The organism is Ancylobacter rudongensis (assembly GCF_900100155.1).
In the GTDB taxonomy this organism is placed as follows: domain Bacteria; phylum Pseudomonadota; class Alphaproteobacteria; order Rhizobiales; family Xanthobacteraceae; genus Ancylobacter; species Ancylobacter rudongensis.
On record NZ_FMTP01000003.1, the window covers coordinates 280,905 to 295,403 of the forward strand.

Annotated in this window: 13 protein-coding genes; 8 read left to right on the forward strand and 5 right to left on the reverse strand. The window is 68.1% G+C overall.

The features are described 5' to 3' along the window. Window positions 1–11: 11 nt before the first annotated feature. Entirely contained in the window at window positions 12–602 is a 591-nt protein-coding gene (locus BLO63_RS09460; protein ID WP_091439543.1) for a hypothetical protein, read from the forward strand. Window positions 603–618: 16 nt separating this feature from the next. Here the strand turns inward: BLO63_RS09460 and BLO63_RS09465 are convergent, their stop codons facing one another. Together BLO63_RS09465 and BLO63_RS09470 are read right to left on the reverse strand one after the other, a co-directional pair. After that, a complete protein-coding gene (locus BLO63_RS09465; RefSeq protein WP_091439545.1) occupies window positions 619–1,704 on the reverse strand; it encodes a putative bifunctional lysylphosphatidylglycerol flippase/synthetase in 1,086 nt (361 codons plus the stop codon). A gap of 199 nt (window positions 1,705–1,903) precedes the next feature. Further along, complete coding sequence (locus tag BLO63_RS09470) at window positions 1,904–3,787, reverse strand: potassium transporter Kup (RefSeq protein WP_244517782.1); 1,884 nt, start codon at window positions 3,785–3,787, stop codon at window positions 1,904–1,906. 555 nt (window positions 3,788–4,342) lie between these two features. Here BLO63_RS09470 and BLO63_RS09475 point away from each other — a divergent pair. Beyond that, entirely contained in the window at window positions 4,343–5,140 is a 798-nt protein-coding gene (locus BLO63_RS09475; RefSeq protein WP_244517783.1) for a TetR/AcrR family transcriptional regulator, read from the forward strand. Here BLO63_RS09475 and BLO63_RS09480 read toward each other — a convergent pair. Genes BLO63_RS09480 through BLO63_RS09490 form a run of 3 tightly spaced genes read right to left on the reverse strand, consistent with a single transcriptional unit; the run spans window position 5,137 to window position 7,831 of the window. Next, window positions 5,137–5,994 carry an NAD-dependent epimerase/dehydratase family protein gene (locus BLO63_RS09480; protein WP_091439547.1) on the reverse strand — a complete coding sequence of 286 codons (858 nt, stop codon included), beginning with the start codon at window positions 5,992–5,994 and terminating at the stop codon, window positions 5,137–5,139. The two genes, BLO63_RS09475 and BLO63_RS09480, sit on opposite strands and share 4 nt — an antisense overlap. Continuing rightward, complete coding sequence (queG, locus tag BLO63_RS09485; protein WP_091439548.1) at window positions 5,991–7,166, reverse strand: tRNA epoxyqueuosine(34) reductase QueG; 1,176 nt, start codon at window positions 7,164–7,166, stop codon at window positions 5,991–5,993. The genes BLO63_RS09480 and queG overlap by 4 nt, the downstream gene beginning before the upstream one ends. After that, window positions 7,142–7,831, reverse strand: a complete 690-nt coding sequence (locus BLO63_RS09490) for a glutathione S-transferase family protein (protein ID WP_091439550.1) — start codon at window positions 7,829–7,831, stop codon at window positions 7,142–7,144. The genes queG and BLO63_RS09490 overlap by 25 nt, the downstream gene beginning before the upstream one ends. 181 nt (window positions 7,832–8,012) lie before the next feature. Between BLO63_RS09490 and BLO63_RS09495 the strand changes: the two genes are divergently transcribed. The 6 genes from BLO63_RS09495 (at window position 8,013) to BLO63_RS09520 (ending at window position 14,430) form a co-directional block, all read left to right on the forward strand. Further along, the gene (locus tag BLO63_RS09495; RefSeq protein WP_091439551.1) at window positions 8,013–8,411 is read left to right on the forward strand and encodes a VOC family protein; all 399 of its coding nucleotides are present in this window, start codon (window positions 8,013–8,015) and stop codon (window positions 8,409–8,411) included. Window positions 8,412–8,566: 155 nt separating this feature from the next. Beyond that, the gene (locus BLO63_RS09500) at window positions 8,567–9,508 is read left to right on the forward strand and encodes a sugar phosphate isomerase/epimerase family protein (RefSeq protein ID WP_091439553.1); all 942 of its coding nucleotides are present in this window, start codon (window positions 8,567–8,569) and stop codon (window positions 9,506–9,508) included. 231 nt (window positions 9,509–9,739) lie between these two features. Next, complete coding sequence (gene dnaK / locus BLO63_RS09505) at window positions 9,740–11,635, forward strand: molecular chaperone DnaK (RefSeq protein ID WP_091439554.1); 1,896 nt, start codon at window positions 9,740–9,742, stop codon at window positions 11,633–11,635. A 210-nt stretch (window positions 11,636–11,845) separates the two neighbouring features. After that, window positions 11,846–12,994, forward strand: a complete 1,149-nt coding sequence (gene dnaJ / locus BLO63_RS09510; RefSeq protein WP_091439556.1) for a molecular chaperone DnaJ — start codon at window positions 11,846–11,848, stop codon at window positions 12,992–12,994. A gap of 177 nt (window positions 12,995–13,171) precedes the next feature. Beyond that, complete coding sequence (locus BLO63_RS09515) at window positions 13,172–13,807, forward strand: class I SAM-dependent methyltransferase (protein WP_091439558.1); 636 nt, start codon at window positions 13,172–13,174, stop codon at window positions 13,805–13,807. Between the two features lie 38 nt (window positions 13,808–13,845). Next, entirely contained in the window at window positions 13,846–14,430 is a 585-nt protein-coding gene (locus BLO63_RS09520; protein WP_091439559.1) for an NADPH-dependent FMN reductase, read from the forward strand. Window positions 14,431–14,499 lie beyond the last annotated feature (69 nt).

Here is a 14,499-nt window from a genome sequence, read left to right on the forward strand (position 1 = left end):
AAGGGACCTTGATGCGCCGCCATGGGATCGTCAGCCTGATGCTGGGCATCGGCATGTCGTTCGACATTGCCGCTCTTGCCGCCGAGTCCATGCCGGCACCCGCCGCCGATTACCGCGCACGGGCGCGTGCGGCGCAGGGCATCGAGATGAGCGTGGCGCATCATGAGGGGCATCTGCGCGTCGAGGTCGCCAACGGCATGGTCAGCCTGATCGATCTCGACCGGCGCGGCATGGTGGTGCTGATGGATGTGCCCGGCATGGACCGCATCGCCGTCGAGATGGACATGCCGCCCGGATTCGCCTTTTCCGACGCCAACCGGCTGGGCACCCGCACCGGCACCAGCGAGGCGCTGGGGGAGGCGTGCGACCTATGGCGGTTCGAGGCCAAGGCGCTGAACCAGCCGGTGGAGACCTGCGTCACCGCCGACGGCATCGTGCTCAGGACCACCACCGTGATGGGCGGCAAGCCGGTGGTGCTGTTCGAGGTCACGGAACTCACGCGCGGGCCCCAGGACCCGGCGCAGTTCGTCCTGCCCAAGGGCATGAAGGCGCGCAAAGTGCCGCCCAGCATGCGCAGCCTGCTGCCCGACCTTATCCGCTGACCGGAACGGGTCGCCTTCAGCCGGCGGCGCGGCGACGCTCGGGCTTGTCCGAGGCATCGTCCGGCGCCGCGTCCGGCTCGATCACCGGCAGGGCAGCCAGCGGGTCCAGAGAGACGCCCCGGGTGGCGGCGATGCGACGGCGGCTCATCATCAGTTCGCGGCTGCCCATCAGGATCAGCGCGATGGCGAAGGGCGTCACGTAATAGAGCAGGCGCAGCAGCAGCAGCGCGCCCAGCAGCGGCTCGGTCGCGAACTGCGGCAGCGCCACCAGCATCGCCGCGTCGAACACGCCGAGGCCGCCCGGCGCGTGGCTGGCGAAGCCGAGCAGGGTGGCGGAGATGAACACCACGCCGAGCGCGATCGGGTCGATATAGGGCTGCTGCGGCATCAGCACATACATGGCGGCGGCGCAGAAGGAGAGATCGATGATGCCGATCACGATCTGCAGCAAGGTGAGCTTCCAGCCCGGCAGGGTGACGGTCCAGTGCCCCTTGCCGACGCCGATGCGGCGCGGCTTGAGCCCGACCCACACGACATAGGCGGCAAGCCCGGCGAGCAGCGCCAGCCCGATCAGCCGGTTCACCCAGGGCGGCAGATGGTCGACCGCGCTGGCGGCCCAGGGCTCGATGGTGATGCCGAGGCCGAGAATGGCGATGTTGCCGAGCCAGAAGGTGAGCCCCGTGATGAAGCACAGCTTGGCCACATCCACCGCGCCCAGCCCGTGGGCGGAATAGATGCGGTAGCGCACCGTGCCGCCGGTGAAGGCGGAAAAGCCGATATTGTGGCCGATGGAATAGGAGGTGAAGGAGGCCAGCGCCGCGACCCGGTAGGGCACATGCGGCTTGCCGATGGTGCGCAGGGCGAACCAGTCATAGAAGGTGAGGGTGAAATAGGCCCCCGCCACGAACAGCGCCGCCACGCCGATCCGCCACGGATCGGTGCCCGAAATCGCGTCCAGCACCTCGCCGGGCCGGATATGGCGCAGCATCTCGTAGAGAACGAAAACGGCGATCCCGATGATGACCAGGCTCGCGACCAGACCGAGCGTGTGCCAGCCGAGCCGCGCGCGCAGCCAGCCGGGAATCAGCTTCAGTCCCGTCATTGCGTGCGTCTCTCCCTGTCGCGCCCAGTTGCCGGGCAGCCCTAGCAGACCCGGCGGGCTTGCGAAACACGTTCAGCGGTGCGGCGGCGCATTAACGCACCCACCCGGTTCCGCCGGCTCTCGCATCTGTCTGACGCCAGATGGCGGCGCCCATGCGACGAGGCAATGACAGGCACGTCGGCATGAGCGGGGCCCGGGCCTATAGCCGTACCGGATAGCCGATCTCGATGGTACGCGGGCGCGGCAGGCCGAAGCGGTCGACCGAGCGCTCGGCATTGCGGGCGAGAAAGGCAAAGATGTGGGCAAGCACGTCGCGCACGCCGAGAATGTCATCGGGCGGCATCACACGCTCGTGACCGATGACATAGACCGCCTCGTCGGGATCAATGCCCTGGGCGTAGAGGGCGGGGCCAAGCACGGAGGGAACATCGATCTGCTGCATGTAGCCGAAGCGCACATCGACGCGCAGATGGGCGGCGTCGAGCGGCAGGACCCGGACCCGCTCGTCGACCGGCACGCGGGGGCGCGAGGCGATCCATACCGAGACGATGACGGCACGGGTGAACTGCGTGTTCAGCAGTTCCGACAGGCGTCCAAGCGCCACCGGCGTCATCGCCCCGCCGCGCGAGAGGAAAATGGCGGTACGCGGGCTCACCGCGCAGCCCGGCGGGCGGCCCTTGGCGACGAACTCGTCAAGCGGCTCGGTGAAGCGGCGCTGCTGCAGGCCCACCCCTTCCATGCCGCGTCGCCAGGACACCATGATGACGAGTACCACCGCAGCGATGGTCACGGGCAGCCAGCCGCCATCGTGCAGCTTGGTGAGATTGGCGGTGGCGAAGGACAGGTCGACCACCCCCAGGCCGACGGCCAGAGCGACCAGGGCCGGCCAGGGCCACTTCCAGCGGCGGCGGACATAGGCGACGAACAGGAGGGTGGTCGAGACCATCGCCATTGCCACGGCGATGCCATAGGCGGAGGCCAGCCGATCGGAGGAGCCGAACGACACCACGATGGCCGCGCAGGCCGCCATCATGATCCAGTTGAGCCGGCCGACATAGATGTGCTGGTCGTTGTGCTCGCTGGTGTAGCGAATCCGCATCGGCGGCAAATAGCCGAGCTCGATCGCCTGCTTGGCCAGCGAGAACACGCCGGTGATGATCGCCTGCGAGGCGATCACCGTCGCCAGGGTGGCGAGGATCAGCAGCGGCACCTCGAACATGTCAGGCGCCAGATCGTAGAAGGGATTGCGCACCGACTCGCGGTGCAGCAGCACATGGGCGCCCTGGCCGTAATAGTTGAGCAGCAAAGCGGGCATGGCGACGAGCAGCCAGGCGCGGGCGATGACCGGACGGCCGAAATGGCCGAGATCGGCATAGAGCGCCTCGCCGCCTGTTATCGCCAGGAAGGTGGCGCCGAGAATGACGCCCGCGAGCAGCGGATTGTCGACCAGGATGAGGATGCCATGGCGCGGATCGAACGCCGCCAGCACCTGCGGCGCCTGGACGATGCCGTGAATCCCGAGGGCGGCCAGCGACAGGAACCAGACCAGCATCACGGGCCCGTAGAAGGCGCCGATCCGCTCGGTCCCCGCGCGCTGCGAGATGAAGACGAGCAGGATCACCAGCACCGTGGCCGCCACGATCCAGTGGTCGAGCGCCGGCGCGATCACCTCCAGCCCCTCAATGGCCGATAGCACCGATATGGCCGGCGTCAGCACGCCATCGCCGATGAGCATGGCCGCGCCGACGAGGCCGGCGACCAGAAGAAACAGGCGCTTGCCATTGGCCGAGCGGTGCAGATCCAGCAGCGTGACCAGAGCGAGGATGCCGCCTTCGCCGTCATTGTCCGCCCGCAGCACCAGCATGACATATTTGAGGGTGACGGAAAGGATGATGGCCCAGCTGATCAGCGAGAGCAGTCCGAACACGTCTGCATCGGAAATGGCCGGCCCGCCGACGGCATTGAGCCCCTGCTTGAAGGCATAAAGTGGACTGGTGCCGATATCGCCGAACACCACACCCAGCGCCGCCATCTCCGCAGCGAAGGGAATCGCCCGGCGGCCGGCGAGATGACGTTCAGCCATGGAACCCCCGCTCGCCCTTCGCGCCGCCTCGGCACTGGCCGGTACCGGCCCGGCACGCATGGCCCGGCCAGCCGGCGACGGGCGCGCGGGCGGGACGGGAGATCAATGGAGAAGACGCGATGGGACGGAGCATGAGGGCCGGATTCGCGCAGAACAATGCCGTAGCATCGGGAGCGTCGCAGCAATACTCCGCCGCGCCACCGACGCCAAGCGCCGTCTCGCTGGCGCATCATGATCGTCGGCTCCGACAACCACGCGAATGTGAAGACATGCCGTCAGATCGATGGTGCAGAGCACAATCGGAGATGAGGGAGGGGGATTGGGGGGGCGGTTTAATCCCCCTCCCTCGACCAGCGGGCCCGTGGTGTCCAAAGGCTTGCGGGCTCCTTGGGACCAGGCACGCACTGGTACGTCTGGATCATTAAACGCTTCATCGCCCGCGATCAATATCGACTGAACCGTTCGGTCATTTCGTTCGTGCCCGCCTCCGGACCCCTCTACCGCGTTGCGCAAATGCGCCCGGCGCTCCAAACTGCTGTCGCCGATAAGTCGTAATTGCTCATCGAAATCAGATTGTTCATGGCATCATTACCGGACTTTGCCCATCAACGGATCGAGCGCCGGCCGGCCCGCGGAGGGCACGCCGAACCAGGGCGTGCCGGATCGGCCTCCGGCGCCTCCAGCCCCCCTTCCAGCAAGCACAACCAGATACTGCGCGGTGCACGGGAGGTCTTTCTTGCGTCGGGCTTCGACGGCGCCAGCATGGGCGAAATCGCGCGAGCCGCCGGCGTCTCGAAAGGCACGCTCTATGTGTATTTCGATTCGAAGGAAGATCTGTTCACCGCCCTGGTGACGGATGAATGCACCCGCACCGCCGAAGCCTGCTTCGACCTTGATCCCGACGGCCCCAGCGAGGAGACCCTGCAAGGGCTCGCCAGCCGGTATATCCACGCCATGCTGGAGCCCAGCCATCTCCGCACCGTGCGGATGGTGATCGGCGTCGCCGAGAAGCTGCCCGAGATCGGCCGCGCCTTCCTGCAGGCCGGCCACGTGGAGGGGGTCCGCCGGCTGTCGAAATGGTTGCAGGTCAAGATTGCGCAGGGCGAATTCGTTATCGAGGATGTGGAACTCGCCGCCTGGCAGTTCATGCTGGGCTGCCAGAGCAAGATTATCGTCCCGATGATCTTCGGCGACAATGCTCGCCCGGACGCCACAATAATCGGCAATGTGGTGGACCAGACGGTGCGCTCCTTCATGAGCGCCTTTGCCAGCAAAAAGCAGGCGGCAAATGGCACCGCCCACGGCGCGGCAGCGGCCGAAACGCCCGACCCTTCACCGGCCAGCGCCGACTAGCCCTGGCTAAATGTCGGCGCCAGCGCCGACAGGCCCTCGCGAAATGTCGGGTAGCGCAGCGCGCCGCCGATGAGGGCCCGCAGGCGACCATTGCTCACCCGCCGGTTGTCGGCCCAGAACGACAGCGCCATGGCCGACATCGAGCGCGCGGCTTCCTCGAAACGCTCCGGCACCGGCGGCGGCAGGCCGAGCAGCGCGGCGGCAAAGCGCACCGGCGCGCAGGAGGGCGAAGGCTCGTCATCCACCACATTCACCACGCCGTCGAACCGATGCGCGATGGCCGCCTGAACGGCGCCGGCGATGTCGTCGACATGGATGCGGTTGAACACCTGCCCGTCGCGCTCGATGCAGCGGGCGGAGCCGTCCGCCACGTCGATCAGCGCGTTGCGGCCGGGGCCGTAAATGCCGCCGAGCCGCAGCACCGCCACCGGACGCCCGGCACGGCGGCCCAGTTCCTGCCAGCCGGCCTCCGCCTCGATGCGGCGGCGCGCCCGCGGCGCGGTGGCGGCCAGCGGCGCGCCCTCGTCGATCCAGCCGCCGCCGGCATCGCCATAGACGCCGATGGTCGAGAGATAGACCAGCGGCCCCTGCCCTTCCGCCAGCGCCGCGCCGAGCGGCCCGAGGAACGGGTCGCCCGCCTCTCCCGGCGCGGCGGAGACGAGCACGGCATCGGCCGCGCCGGCGGCGGCAAGCAGCTCAGCGGGGACCTCGCCGTCGAAGCGCAGCATCTCCATGCCGGGGGCGGGCGCGCCGGTGCGGCTGGTGCCGACACGACGGCCGAAAGCCTCGCCATGGAGGGCCGTGAAGCGCTGGGCGCAATAGCCGTGGCCGAGGCAGAGCAGGGTTCCGGTCATGCGTGCACTCCCGCGGGTTCCACCGGTGCCGGCCGCCATTCCGCGCGCACCTCGGGGTCGGTTTCCGTGTCATGGGCCGCGCGCAGGGCGGCGAACTCGGCGGGCGGCAGCAGGCGGGACAGCGCCCACACCGCCGCGCCGCGCACCAGCGGGTGGGCGTCGCCCAGATGCCGCCCGGCATCGACGGCAAGCGCCGCCTCGCCGGAATTGCCGATCGCCACCAGCACGTTGCGCAGAAACCTGGCTCGGCCGATGCGCTTGACCGGGCTCTTGGAAAAGCGCGCCCGGAACGCCGCATCGTCGAGCCGGGCGAGTTCGGCCAGCGGCGGAGCGCGGTTCTCCTCGCGCGCGGCGAGGCGCACCTCGCGGCCGAGCGCGGCGAACTTGTTCCAGGGGCAGGCGGCCAGGCAATCGTCGCAGCCATAGATGCGGTTGCCGACCAGCGGGCGCAGCTCGCGGGGAATGGCGCCCTTCAATTCGATGGTGAGATAGGAGATGCAGCGGCGCGCGTCGATCTGGTACGGCGCGGGAAAGGCGTTGGTCGGGCAGGCGTCGAGGCAGGCGCGGCAGGAACCGCAATGGTCGGTCTCGCGCGCGTCCGGTGGCAAAGCCAGATTGGTGGCGATGGCGCCGAGGAACAGCCAGGAGCCCTTGTCGCGCGAGACCAGATTGGTGTGCTTGCCCTGCCAGCCGAGCCCGGCGGCCTGCGCCAGCGGCTTTTCCATCAGCGGCGCGGTGTCGACGAACACCTTGACCTCGACCGTGCCGGCCGCACCCGCGCGCGGCACGAAGCGCGAGGCGATGCGCTTGAGCTTGCCTTTGATGAGCTCGTGGTAATCGTCGCCTTGGGCATAGACCGAGATCGCCCCGCGCGTGCGCTCCGCCAGGATGGCGCGGGGGTCCTGGTCCGGTCCGTAATTGAGCCCGAGCATAAGAAGAGAGCCGACCTCCGGCCACATGTTTGCCGGCGCGGCGCGGCGGGCGGCGGTCTCCGGCATCCACTCCATGTCGCCATGGGCGCCTTCGGCGATCCACTGGTGCAGGCGCGGACCGGCCTCAGGAATGGCATCGGCGGCGGCGATCCCCATCGCGTCGAAGCCTTCCTCGCGGGCCAGCGCGAACAGATAGTCCCTGGCCGCTTCCGGCGTCAGAAATCCAGATCCGCGTAGCACGGTGCCGGCGGCATGCCCGCCATGGTCAGCGCGAGCAGGGGCCGGAACGCGGGACGCGACTTGATGCGCGCGTACCAGATCTTCGCTCCCTCATCTTCGTCCCAGGGCACGTCGCCGAGATAGTCGACGCTGGAAATATGCGCGGCGGCGGCGAGATCGGCATAGCTCATCCGGTCGCCGGCGAGCCAGTTCCGCGCCTTCAGCAGCCAGCCGATATACTGCAGATGATAGCGGATATTGGCCCGCGCGGCGCGGATGATGGCCATATCCGGCGGGCCGCCGCCAAGTTCGCGCGGGGTGTAGCGCTTGTACACCTTCTCGCGCACCAGCGGCTCGGAGACTTCGGCGAAGAACTTGTGGTTGAACCAGGAGGACAGCCGGCGCACCTCGACCCGCTCGCCAATGTGCACCGGCAGCAGGCGCCGCGCGCCCAGGGCGCTGCCGCGCGTCTCGTCGAGATATTCGGTGATCGGGTCGATGCCCGGCACCACGAAGCCGTCATCCTCCACCAGCACGGGGGTGGCGCCCGCCGGGTCGAGCATGAGGAAATCGGGCCGGCGCTCCCAGACCCGCTCTTCGATCAGTTCCGGCTCGATGCCCATCTCGCCAAGGGCGAGGCGCACGAGACGCGAATGGGCACAGAAGGGATGATGATAGAGCTGCATGTTCCGGGAGGGTTGTCGCGGACCGTCGGCAGGCGGCGCCTGAAATCGGTCTAGAAGGGTTCGCGCCTCATCGCAAGCCATCGCGGCGTCAACATGGCGGGCCGGGCCGCCGGCGGCGGTGAACCCGGCAGCCGTTTTCGGGTTATGGTGTCCACAGGGTTAACATGGAAGGGCCATCGCCATGGAAGGCACGGGGCAAACCGAACCGCCGCACGGCATCTTCGTCTGGAACGAACTGAACAGCCGCGACATCCCGGCCGCCAAGGCGTTCTACGCCGCCGCGCTGGGCTGGAGCTTCACACCAATGCCCATGGAGGGCGGCCCGGACTACTGGATCATCCGCCAGGGCGAGGCGCAGGTGGGCGGCATCTTCCCCCTCGACGGGCCGGAATTCGACGGGGTGCCGGAGCACTGGCTTTGCTATATCGCGGTCGACGATGTCGATGCGCGGTGCGAAAGGGCGGTCGCCGCCGGCGGCACCCTGCTACGCGCGCCCTTTGACGTGCCCGAGGTCGGCCGCATCGCCATTGTGCGCGATTCGCAAGGCGCCGTTACCGGCTGGATGACACCGAAAATGTGAGCGGCGCGGCAGCTTGGGAGCCCGCTAACCTACCGTTATTCCAGACGATTCGGCCGAGCCGTTACGTCTGTGCCATATATGTGCCGTAATCTGGTCGAGCGCCGTACCCGGCGGTCGCCCGCGTTTCATGCCTATCCCTGGGGAAGATCGACACGATGCAGTTCCATATCCCGGTTCCCGCCATTCGCGCCTGCGGCTTCTCCCTTCGCGAGGGGAGTCCCGAGTTCGACGATGTGGGGGCCGGGCTCGACGAAGCGGAAGCGCTCGGCGTCGATATGGTGGAACTGCCGGTCTATGCCTGGCACCTCGTGGTGAACGGGCGCGTCCTCGACAACCGGCTGAACGATCTGGTCCGGGCGCTCCAGGGTCGCCGGCTCGGCTACAGCGTGCACGGCGCGCTGGCCGTCAACCTGATGGACGTGCCCGATCGCCTGGCGCGGCATGAGAAGGTGCTCGCCGCCCATATTGACATCGCCGCCGCCATCGGCGCCCAGCACCTCGTCATCCATACCGGCTTCGTGCGCGACCCCGACGACGATCTGGAAGTCGCCTATTCCCGCCAGCGCGACGCCCTCGCCCGCGCCGGCGACCATGCGGCGGCCAATGGCGTGACGCTGTGCGTGGAGAACATCTTCCGCTTCGTTCACGCCCGCGAAACCGCGACCCCGGCCAAGCTCGCCGGCGAGCTGGCGGCGATCGACCACCCGGCGGTGAAGGCGACGCTCGATGTGAGCCACGCCTATATCCGCTGCACCGATGCGCGGCTCGACCCGCTGGCCGAAATGGCGGCGCTGGCGCCGCATGTCGCCCATTTCCACCTGCACGATTCCTTCGGTCGCCCCAATGAGCGCCGGCCGGCCGACCTGTGGTTCTACGACCCGGCCGAGGCGGTGGCGTTTGGCGAGGGCGACCTGCACCTGCCGATCGGCTGGGGCGGCATCGACTGGGACGCGGTTGTGCAGATGGTCCGCCCGCCCGCCGGCGCCGTCGCCATGCTGGAGCTGAACCCCCGCCACTGGCGCGAACTGGGCGACCAGATCACGGTGCTGCGGGCGCTCGCCGGGCGCTTCCAGCCGGCCTTCGCGCCCGCGCCGTGACTTCCGGGCCGCCCGCGGCGGCCCCCGCGCCGGGCGAGGCTTTCGCGCGGCGCATCTTTTCCACGCACGCTGCTTCTTGCGGCGGAAACGGCCGCCCCCTATATCGGCCACGAACGGCGCGGATAGCGTCGTACCCAATTGTTTGGGGGCCGGTCCGGGGGCACGGCATCCAGTCCGTTCCTCTCCGGGTGCTTCAAGAAGGTCCGGCCGGCCTGCCGGAAGGAGAAACATATGTCTAAAGTCATCGGCATCGATCTCGGCACGACCAATAGCTGCGTCGCGGTCATGGAAGGCACCACCCCGAAGGTGATCGAGAACGCGGAAGGCGCGCGTACCACACCCTCCATCGTCGCCTTCACCGAAGATGGCGAGCGCCTCGTCGGCCAGCCGGCCAAGCGCCAGGCGGTCACGAACCCCGAGCGCACCTTCTTCGCGGTGAAGCGCCTCGTCGGCCGCCGCTATGAAGACCCGATGGTTGAGAAGGACAAGAAGCTCGTCCCCTACCAGATCGTGCGCGGCGACAATGGCGATGCGTGGCTGGAATCGGACGGCAAGAAGTATTCGCCCTCGCAGATCTCCGCCTTCACGCTGCAGAAGATGAAGGAGACGGCCGAGGCCTATCTCGGCGCCAAGGTCGACAAGGCGGTCATCACCGTCCCGGCCTATTTCAACGACGCCCAGCGCCAGGCCACCAAGGATGCCGGCCGCATCGCCGGCCTTGAAGTGCTACGCATCATCAACGAGCCGACGGCGGCTGCGCTGGCCTATGGCCTCGACAAGAAGCAGGCCGGCACGATCGCGGTCTACGACCTCGGTGGTGGCACCTTCGACGTCTCGATCCTGGAGATCGGCGACGGCGTCTTCGAGGTGAAGTCCACCAATGGCGACACCTTCCTGGGTGGCGAAGACTTCGACATGAGGCTCGTCACCTATCTCGCCGACGAGTTCAAGAAGGAGCAGGGCATCGACCTGCGCAACGACAAGCTCGCCCTGCAGCGGCTGAAGGAAGCCGCCGAAAAGGCCAAGATCGAGCTGTCGAGCGCGGCCCAGACCGAGATCAACCTGCCCTTCATCACGGCCGATGCCTCGGGTCCCAAGCACCTGACCATGAAGCTCACCCGCGCCAAGTTCGAGGCTCTGGTGGACGACCTGATCCAGCGCACCATGGAGCCCTGCAAGAAGGCGCTCAAGGATGCCGGCCTCACCGCCGGGCAGATCGACGAGGTCGTTCTCGTCGGCGGCATGACCCGCATGCCCAAGGTGCAGGAAGTGGTGAAGCAGTTCTTCGGCAAGGAGCCCCACAAGGGCGTCAACCCGGATGAAGTGGTCGCCATCGGCGCCGCGATCCAGGCCGGCGTGCTCGCGGGCGACGTGAAGGACGTGCTGCTGCTCGACGTGACCCCGCTCTCGCTCGGCATCGAGACGCTGGGCGGCGTGTTCACCCGCCTGATCGACCGCAACACCACCATCCCGACCAAGAAGAGCCAGGTCTTCTCCACCGCCGAGGACGGCCAGACGGCGGTGACGATCCGGGTCTTCCAGGGCGAGCGCGAAATGGCGGCGGACAACAAGATCCTCGGCCAGTTCGATCTCGTCGGCATCCCGCCGGCGCCGCGCGGCGTGCCGCAGGTCGAGGTCGCCTTCGACATCGACGCCAATGGCCTGGTCAATGTCTCGGCCAAGGACAAGGGCACCGGCAAGGAACAGCAGATCCGCATCCAGGCCTCCGGCGGCCTGTCGGACGCCGACATCGACAAGATGGTGAAGGACGCCGAGGCGCACGCCGAGGAAGACAAGAAGCGGCGCGCGGCCGTCGAAGCCAAGAACCACGCCGAGGCGCTGATCCACTCGACCGAGAAGTCGCTCGCCGACTATGGCGACAAGGTCGGCGCGCCCGAGAAGGCCGCGATCGAGACGGCGCTGGCCGATCTCAAGGCGGCGATGGAAGGCGATGATGGCGAAGCGATCGTCACCAAGACCAACACGCTGGCGCAGGCCTCTCTCAAGCTCGGCGAGGCGATGTACGCCTCGCAGCAGGGCGATGCCGGCAGCGACGAGGCGCCGAAGGACGATGTGGTGGACGCCGAGTTCACCGAGGTCGACGACGACAAGAAGAAGTCGGCCTGATCGACATCTGAGCGCCGCCCCCGGATTCCGTTCCGGGGGCGGATTTCTTTCCGTGGCCGCGCGGCCGTGCCGCAGCCGCCACAGGTAGCGTGAGCCCGGCACGCAGGATCACCGCCGGGGCGTCCTCCGGCAGGTTTCCTGCATGGCGGCCGGTACCGCCCGCCGCGGGAAGCGCCGGCGGCGGCCAAGGATGCGACGGCACAGCGACCCATGTCCAAACGCGACTATTACGAACTCCTCGAAGTCACCCGGACCTGCAGCGATGGCGAGCTGAAGAGCTCCTACCGCAAGCTGGCGATGAAGTGGCATCCCGACAAGAACCCCGGCAACGGCGATGCCGAGGTCCGGTTCAAGGAAATCAGCGAGGCTTACGACGTCCTCAAGGACCCGCAGAAGCGCGCAGCCTATGACCGATTCGGCCATGCCGCCTTCGATGGCGGCATGAGCGGGCAGGGCGGGCCGGGCTTCGGTTCCGATTTCGCCTCAACCTTCTCCGACATTTTCGACGACCTGTTCGGCATGTCCGGCGGCCGGCGCGGCGGCGCCAGCGGCGGCGGGCGTGGCGGGCGCGAGCGCGGGGCGGACCTGCGCTACAACATGGAAATCACGCTGGAGGAGGCGTTCTCCGGCAAGGACGCCACCATCCGCCTGCCGACCTCGATCGTCTGCGAGACCTGCACCGGCACCGGCGCCAAGCCGGGCACCCAGCCCACCACCTGCCGCACCTGTTCGGGCAGCGGGCGCATCCGCCAGGCGCAGGGTTTCTTCACCCTGGAGCGCACCTGCCCGACCTGCCAGGGACGCGGCCAGGTGATCGAGGATCCTTGCCCGGCATGCGACGGCGCCGGGCGCACCACCAAGGAGCGCACGCTGGAAGTGGGCATTCCGGCCGGTGTCGAGGACGGCACCCGCATTCGCCTCGGCAATGAGGGCGAGGCCGGTGTGCGCGGCGGCCCGCCGGGCGACCTCTACATCTTCCTCTCGCTCGCCCCGCATGACTTCTTCCAGCGCGACGGGGCGGACCTGTTCTGCCGGGCGCCGATCTCCATGGTCACCGCCGCGCTTGGTGGCACCTGCGAGGTGCCGACCATCGACGGCGAGACCACCAAGGTGAAAATCCCCGAGGGCACGCAGTCCGGCAAGCGTTTCCGCCTGTCCGGCAAGGGCATGCCGGTACTTCGTAGCCGCACGCGCGGCGACATGTATGTGCAGGTTGTCGTCGAAACGCCGCAGAACCTGACGCGACGTCAGCGCGAACTTCTGAGCGAGTTCGATGCGGAATGTTCAAAGGACACTCATCCGGAATCGAGCGGCTTCTTCGCCCGGGTAAAGGATTTCTTTGCCGGCGATGCCGAATAAGCGGCGAAACGTAATCACTGCGTCATCGCGAGGCCTTAACAGGAGGCTGTCCGGCCTCTAATGTTGGCCCCGGTCTCCTGGCGCGCGGCACCTGCCTCGTCGCGTTGCCGCGCTGCCCTCGCCTCGCCGCCTCGCGTTGCGCGCCTTCCCGCCACGGCTTACCGGAATCGAAGTCGCATGCTCAATCGTTCTGCCTGCCCCTCGCCGAAAGAGCGCCCCGACGAAGTCCGCTTCCTCCAGTCCTGGCTGCAGAACCCGCTGCGTACCGGCGCCGTCTCGCCCTCCGGCCGGGCCCTGGCGCGCACCATGGCGAGCTTTGTCGACCCCGAGCAGGATGGTCCGGTGATCGAGCTCGGCCCTGGCACCGGGCCGGTGACGGCGGCGCTCATCGCCCGTGGCGTCGCGCCGGAGCGGCTGGTGCTGATCGAGTACAACCCGGAATTCTGCAAGCTGCTGCGCCTGCGCTTCCCCGCCGCCACCGTCATCCAGGGCGACGCCTACAACATGGCGCGCACGGTGGACGGCCATCTCGATGGCCCTTGCGCCGCCGTGGTGTCGAGCCTGCCGCTGTTCACCCGCCCGGCGCCCGAGCGCCACGGCCTGCTCGACCAGGCCTTCGGCCTCAGCGCCCCCCGCGCACCCTTCATCCAGTTCACCTATGCCGTCGTCTCGCCGGTGCCGCTGGCGCCGGAGCGTTTCGACGCCCATGTCAGCCAGCGCATCTGGGCCAACCTCCCGCCCGCCCGCGTCTGGGTGTATCGTTCCAACGCCCAGCGCGCGGTGGCGCCGGAGTTGAACGCGGTCGAGGCGTGACGGCCGGTCGCATCAGTCGCGCCATCGCAGGAGGTCGCATGCGTCTGCCCCGCATCGTCGTTTTCGCCGGCTCCATCCGCACAGGCTCCTTCTCGGCCAGCCTCGCCGCGCTGGCGGTGAAGGAACTGGCGCAGATGGCGTGCGAGCCGGTGCGGCTGTCGCTGGCCGACTACCCGATGCCGATCTATGACGGCGACCTCGAAGCGGAAGAGGGCGTGCCGCCCGCCGCGACGCAGCTGCGCGAGCAGCTCGCCCGTGCCGATGGCGTGTTCATTGTCACCCCGGAATACAATGCCGGCCTGCCGCCGCTGCTGAAGAACGCGCTCGACTGGGCAAGCCGGGTGCGCGGCGGCGAGGGCGACGCCTTCAAGGGCCCGGTCTACGCCATCGGCTCCTCCTCGCCCGGCGGTTTAGGTGGCTACCGCGCCTCCATGATGCTGCGCCAGACCCTGGCGCTCGGCCTCGGCTGCCTCGTGCTGGCCGAGCAGGTGATGCTGGCGGGCGCGTCCAGTGCCTTCGACGAGCGTGGTGACTTCAAGGACGAGAAGGCCCGCGAAAGGTTGCGCGCGGTGATGACAGCGCTTATCGAGCAGGCGGCGCTGCGGGCGGGTCTGCGCGCCTAGAGAGACCGGAGCCTTTCTCCTCGCGGAAGTTGGTCGACTTTTGCAGAGAGTACTCAAGCGCGGAGACCG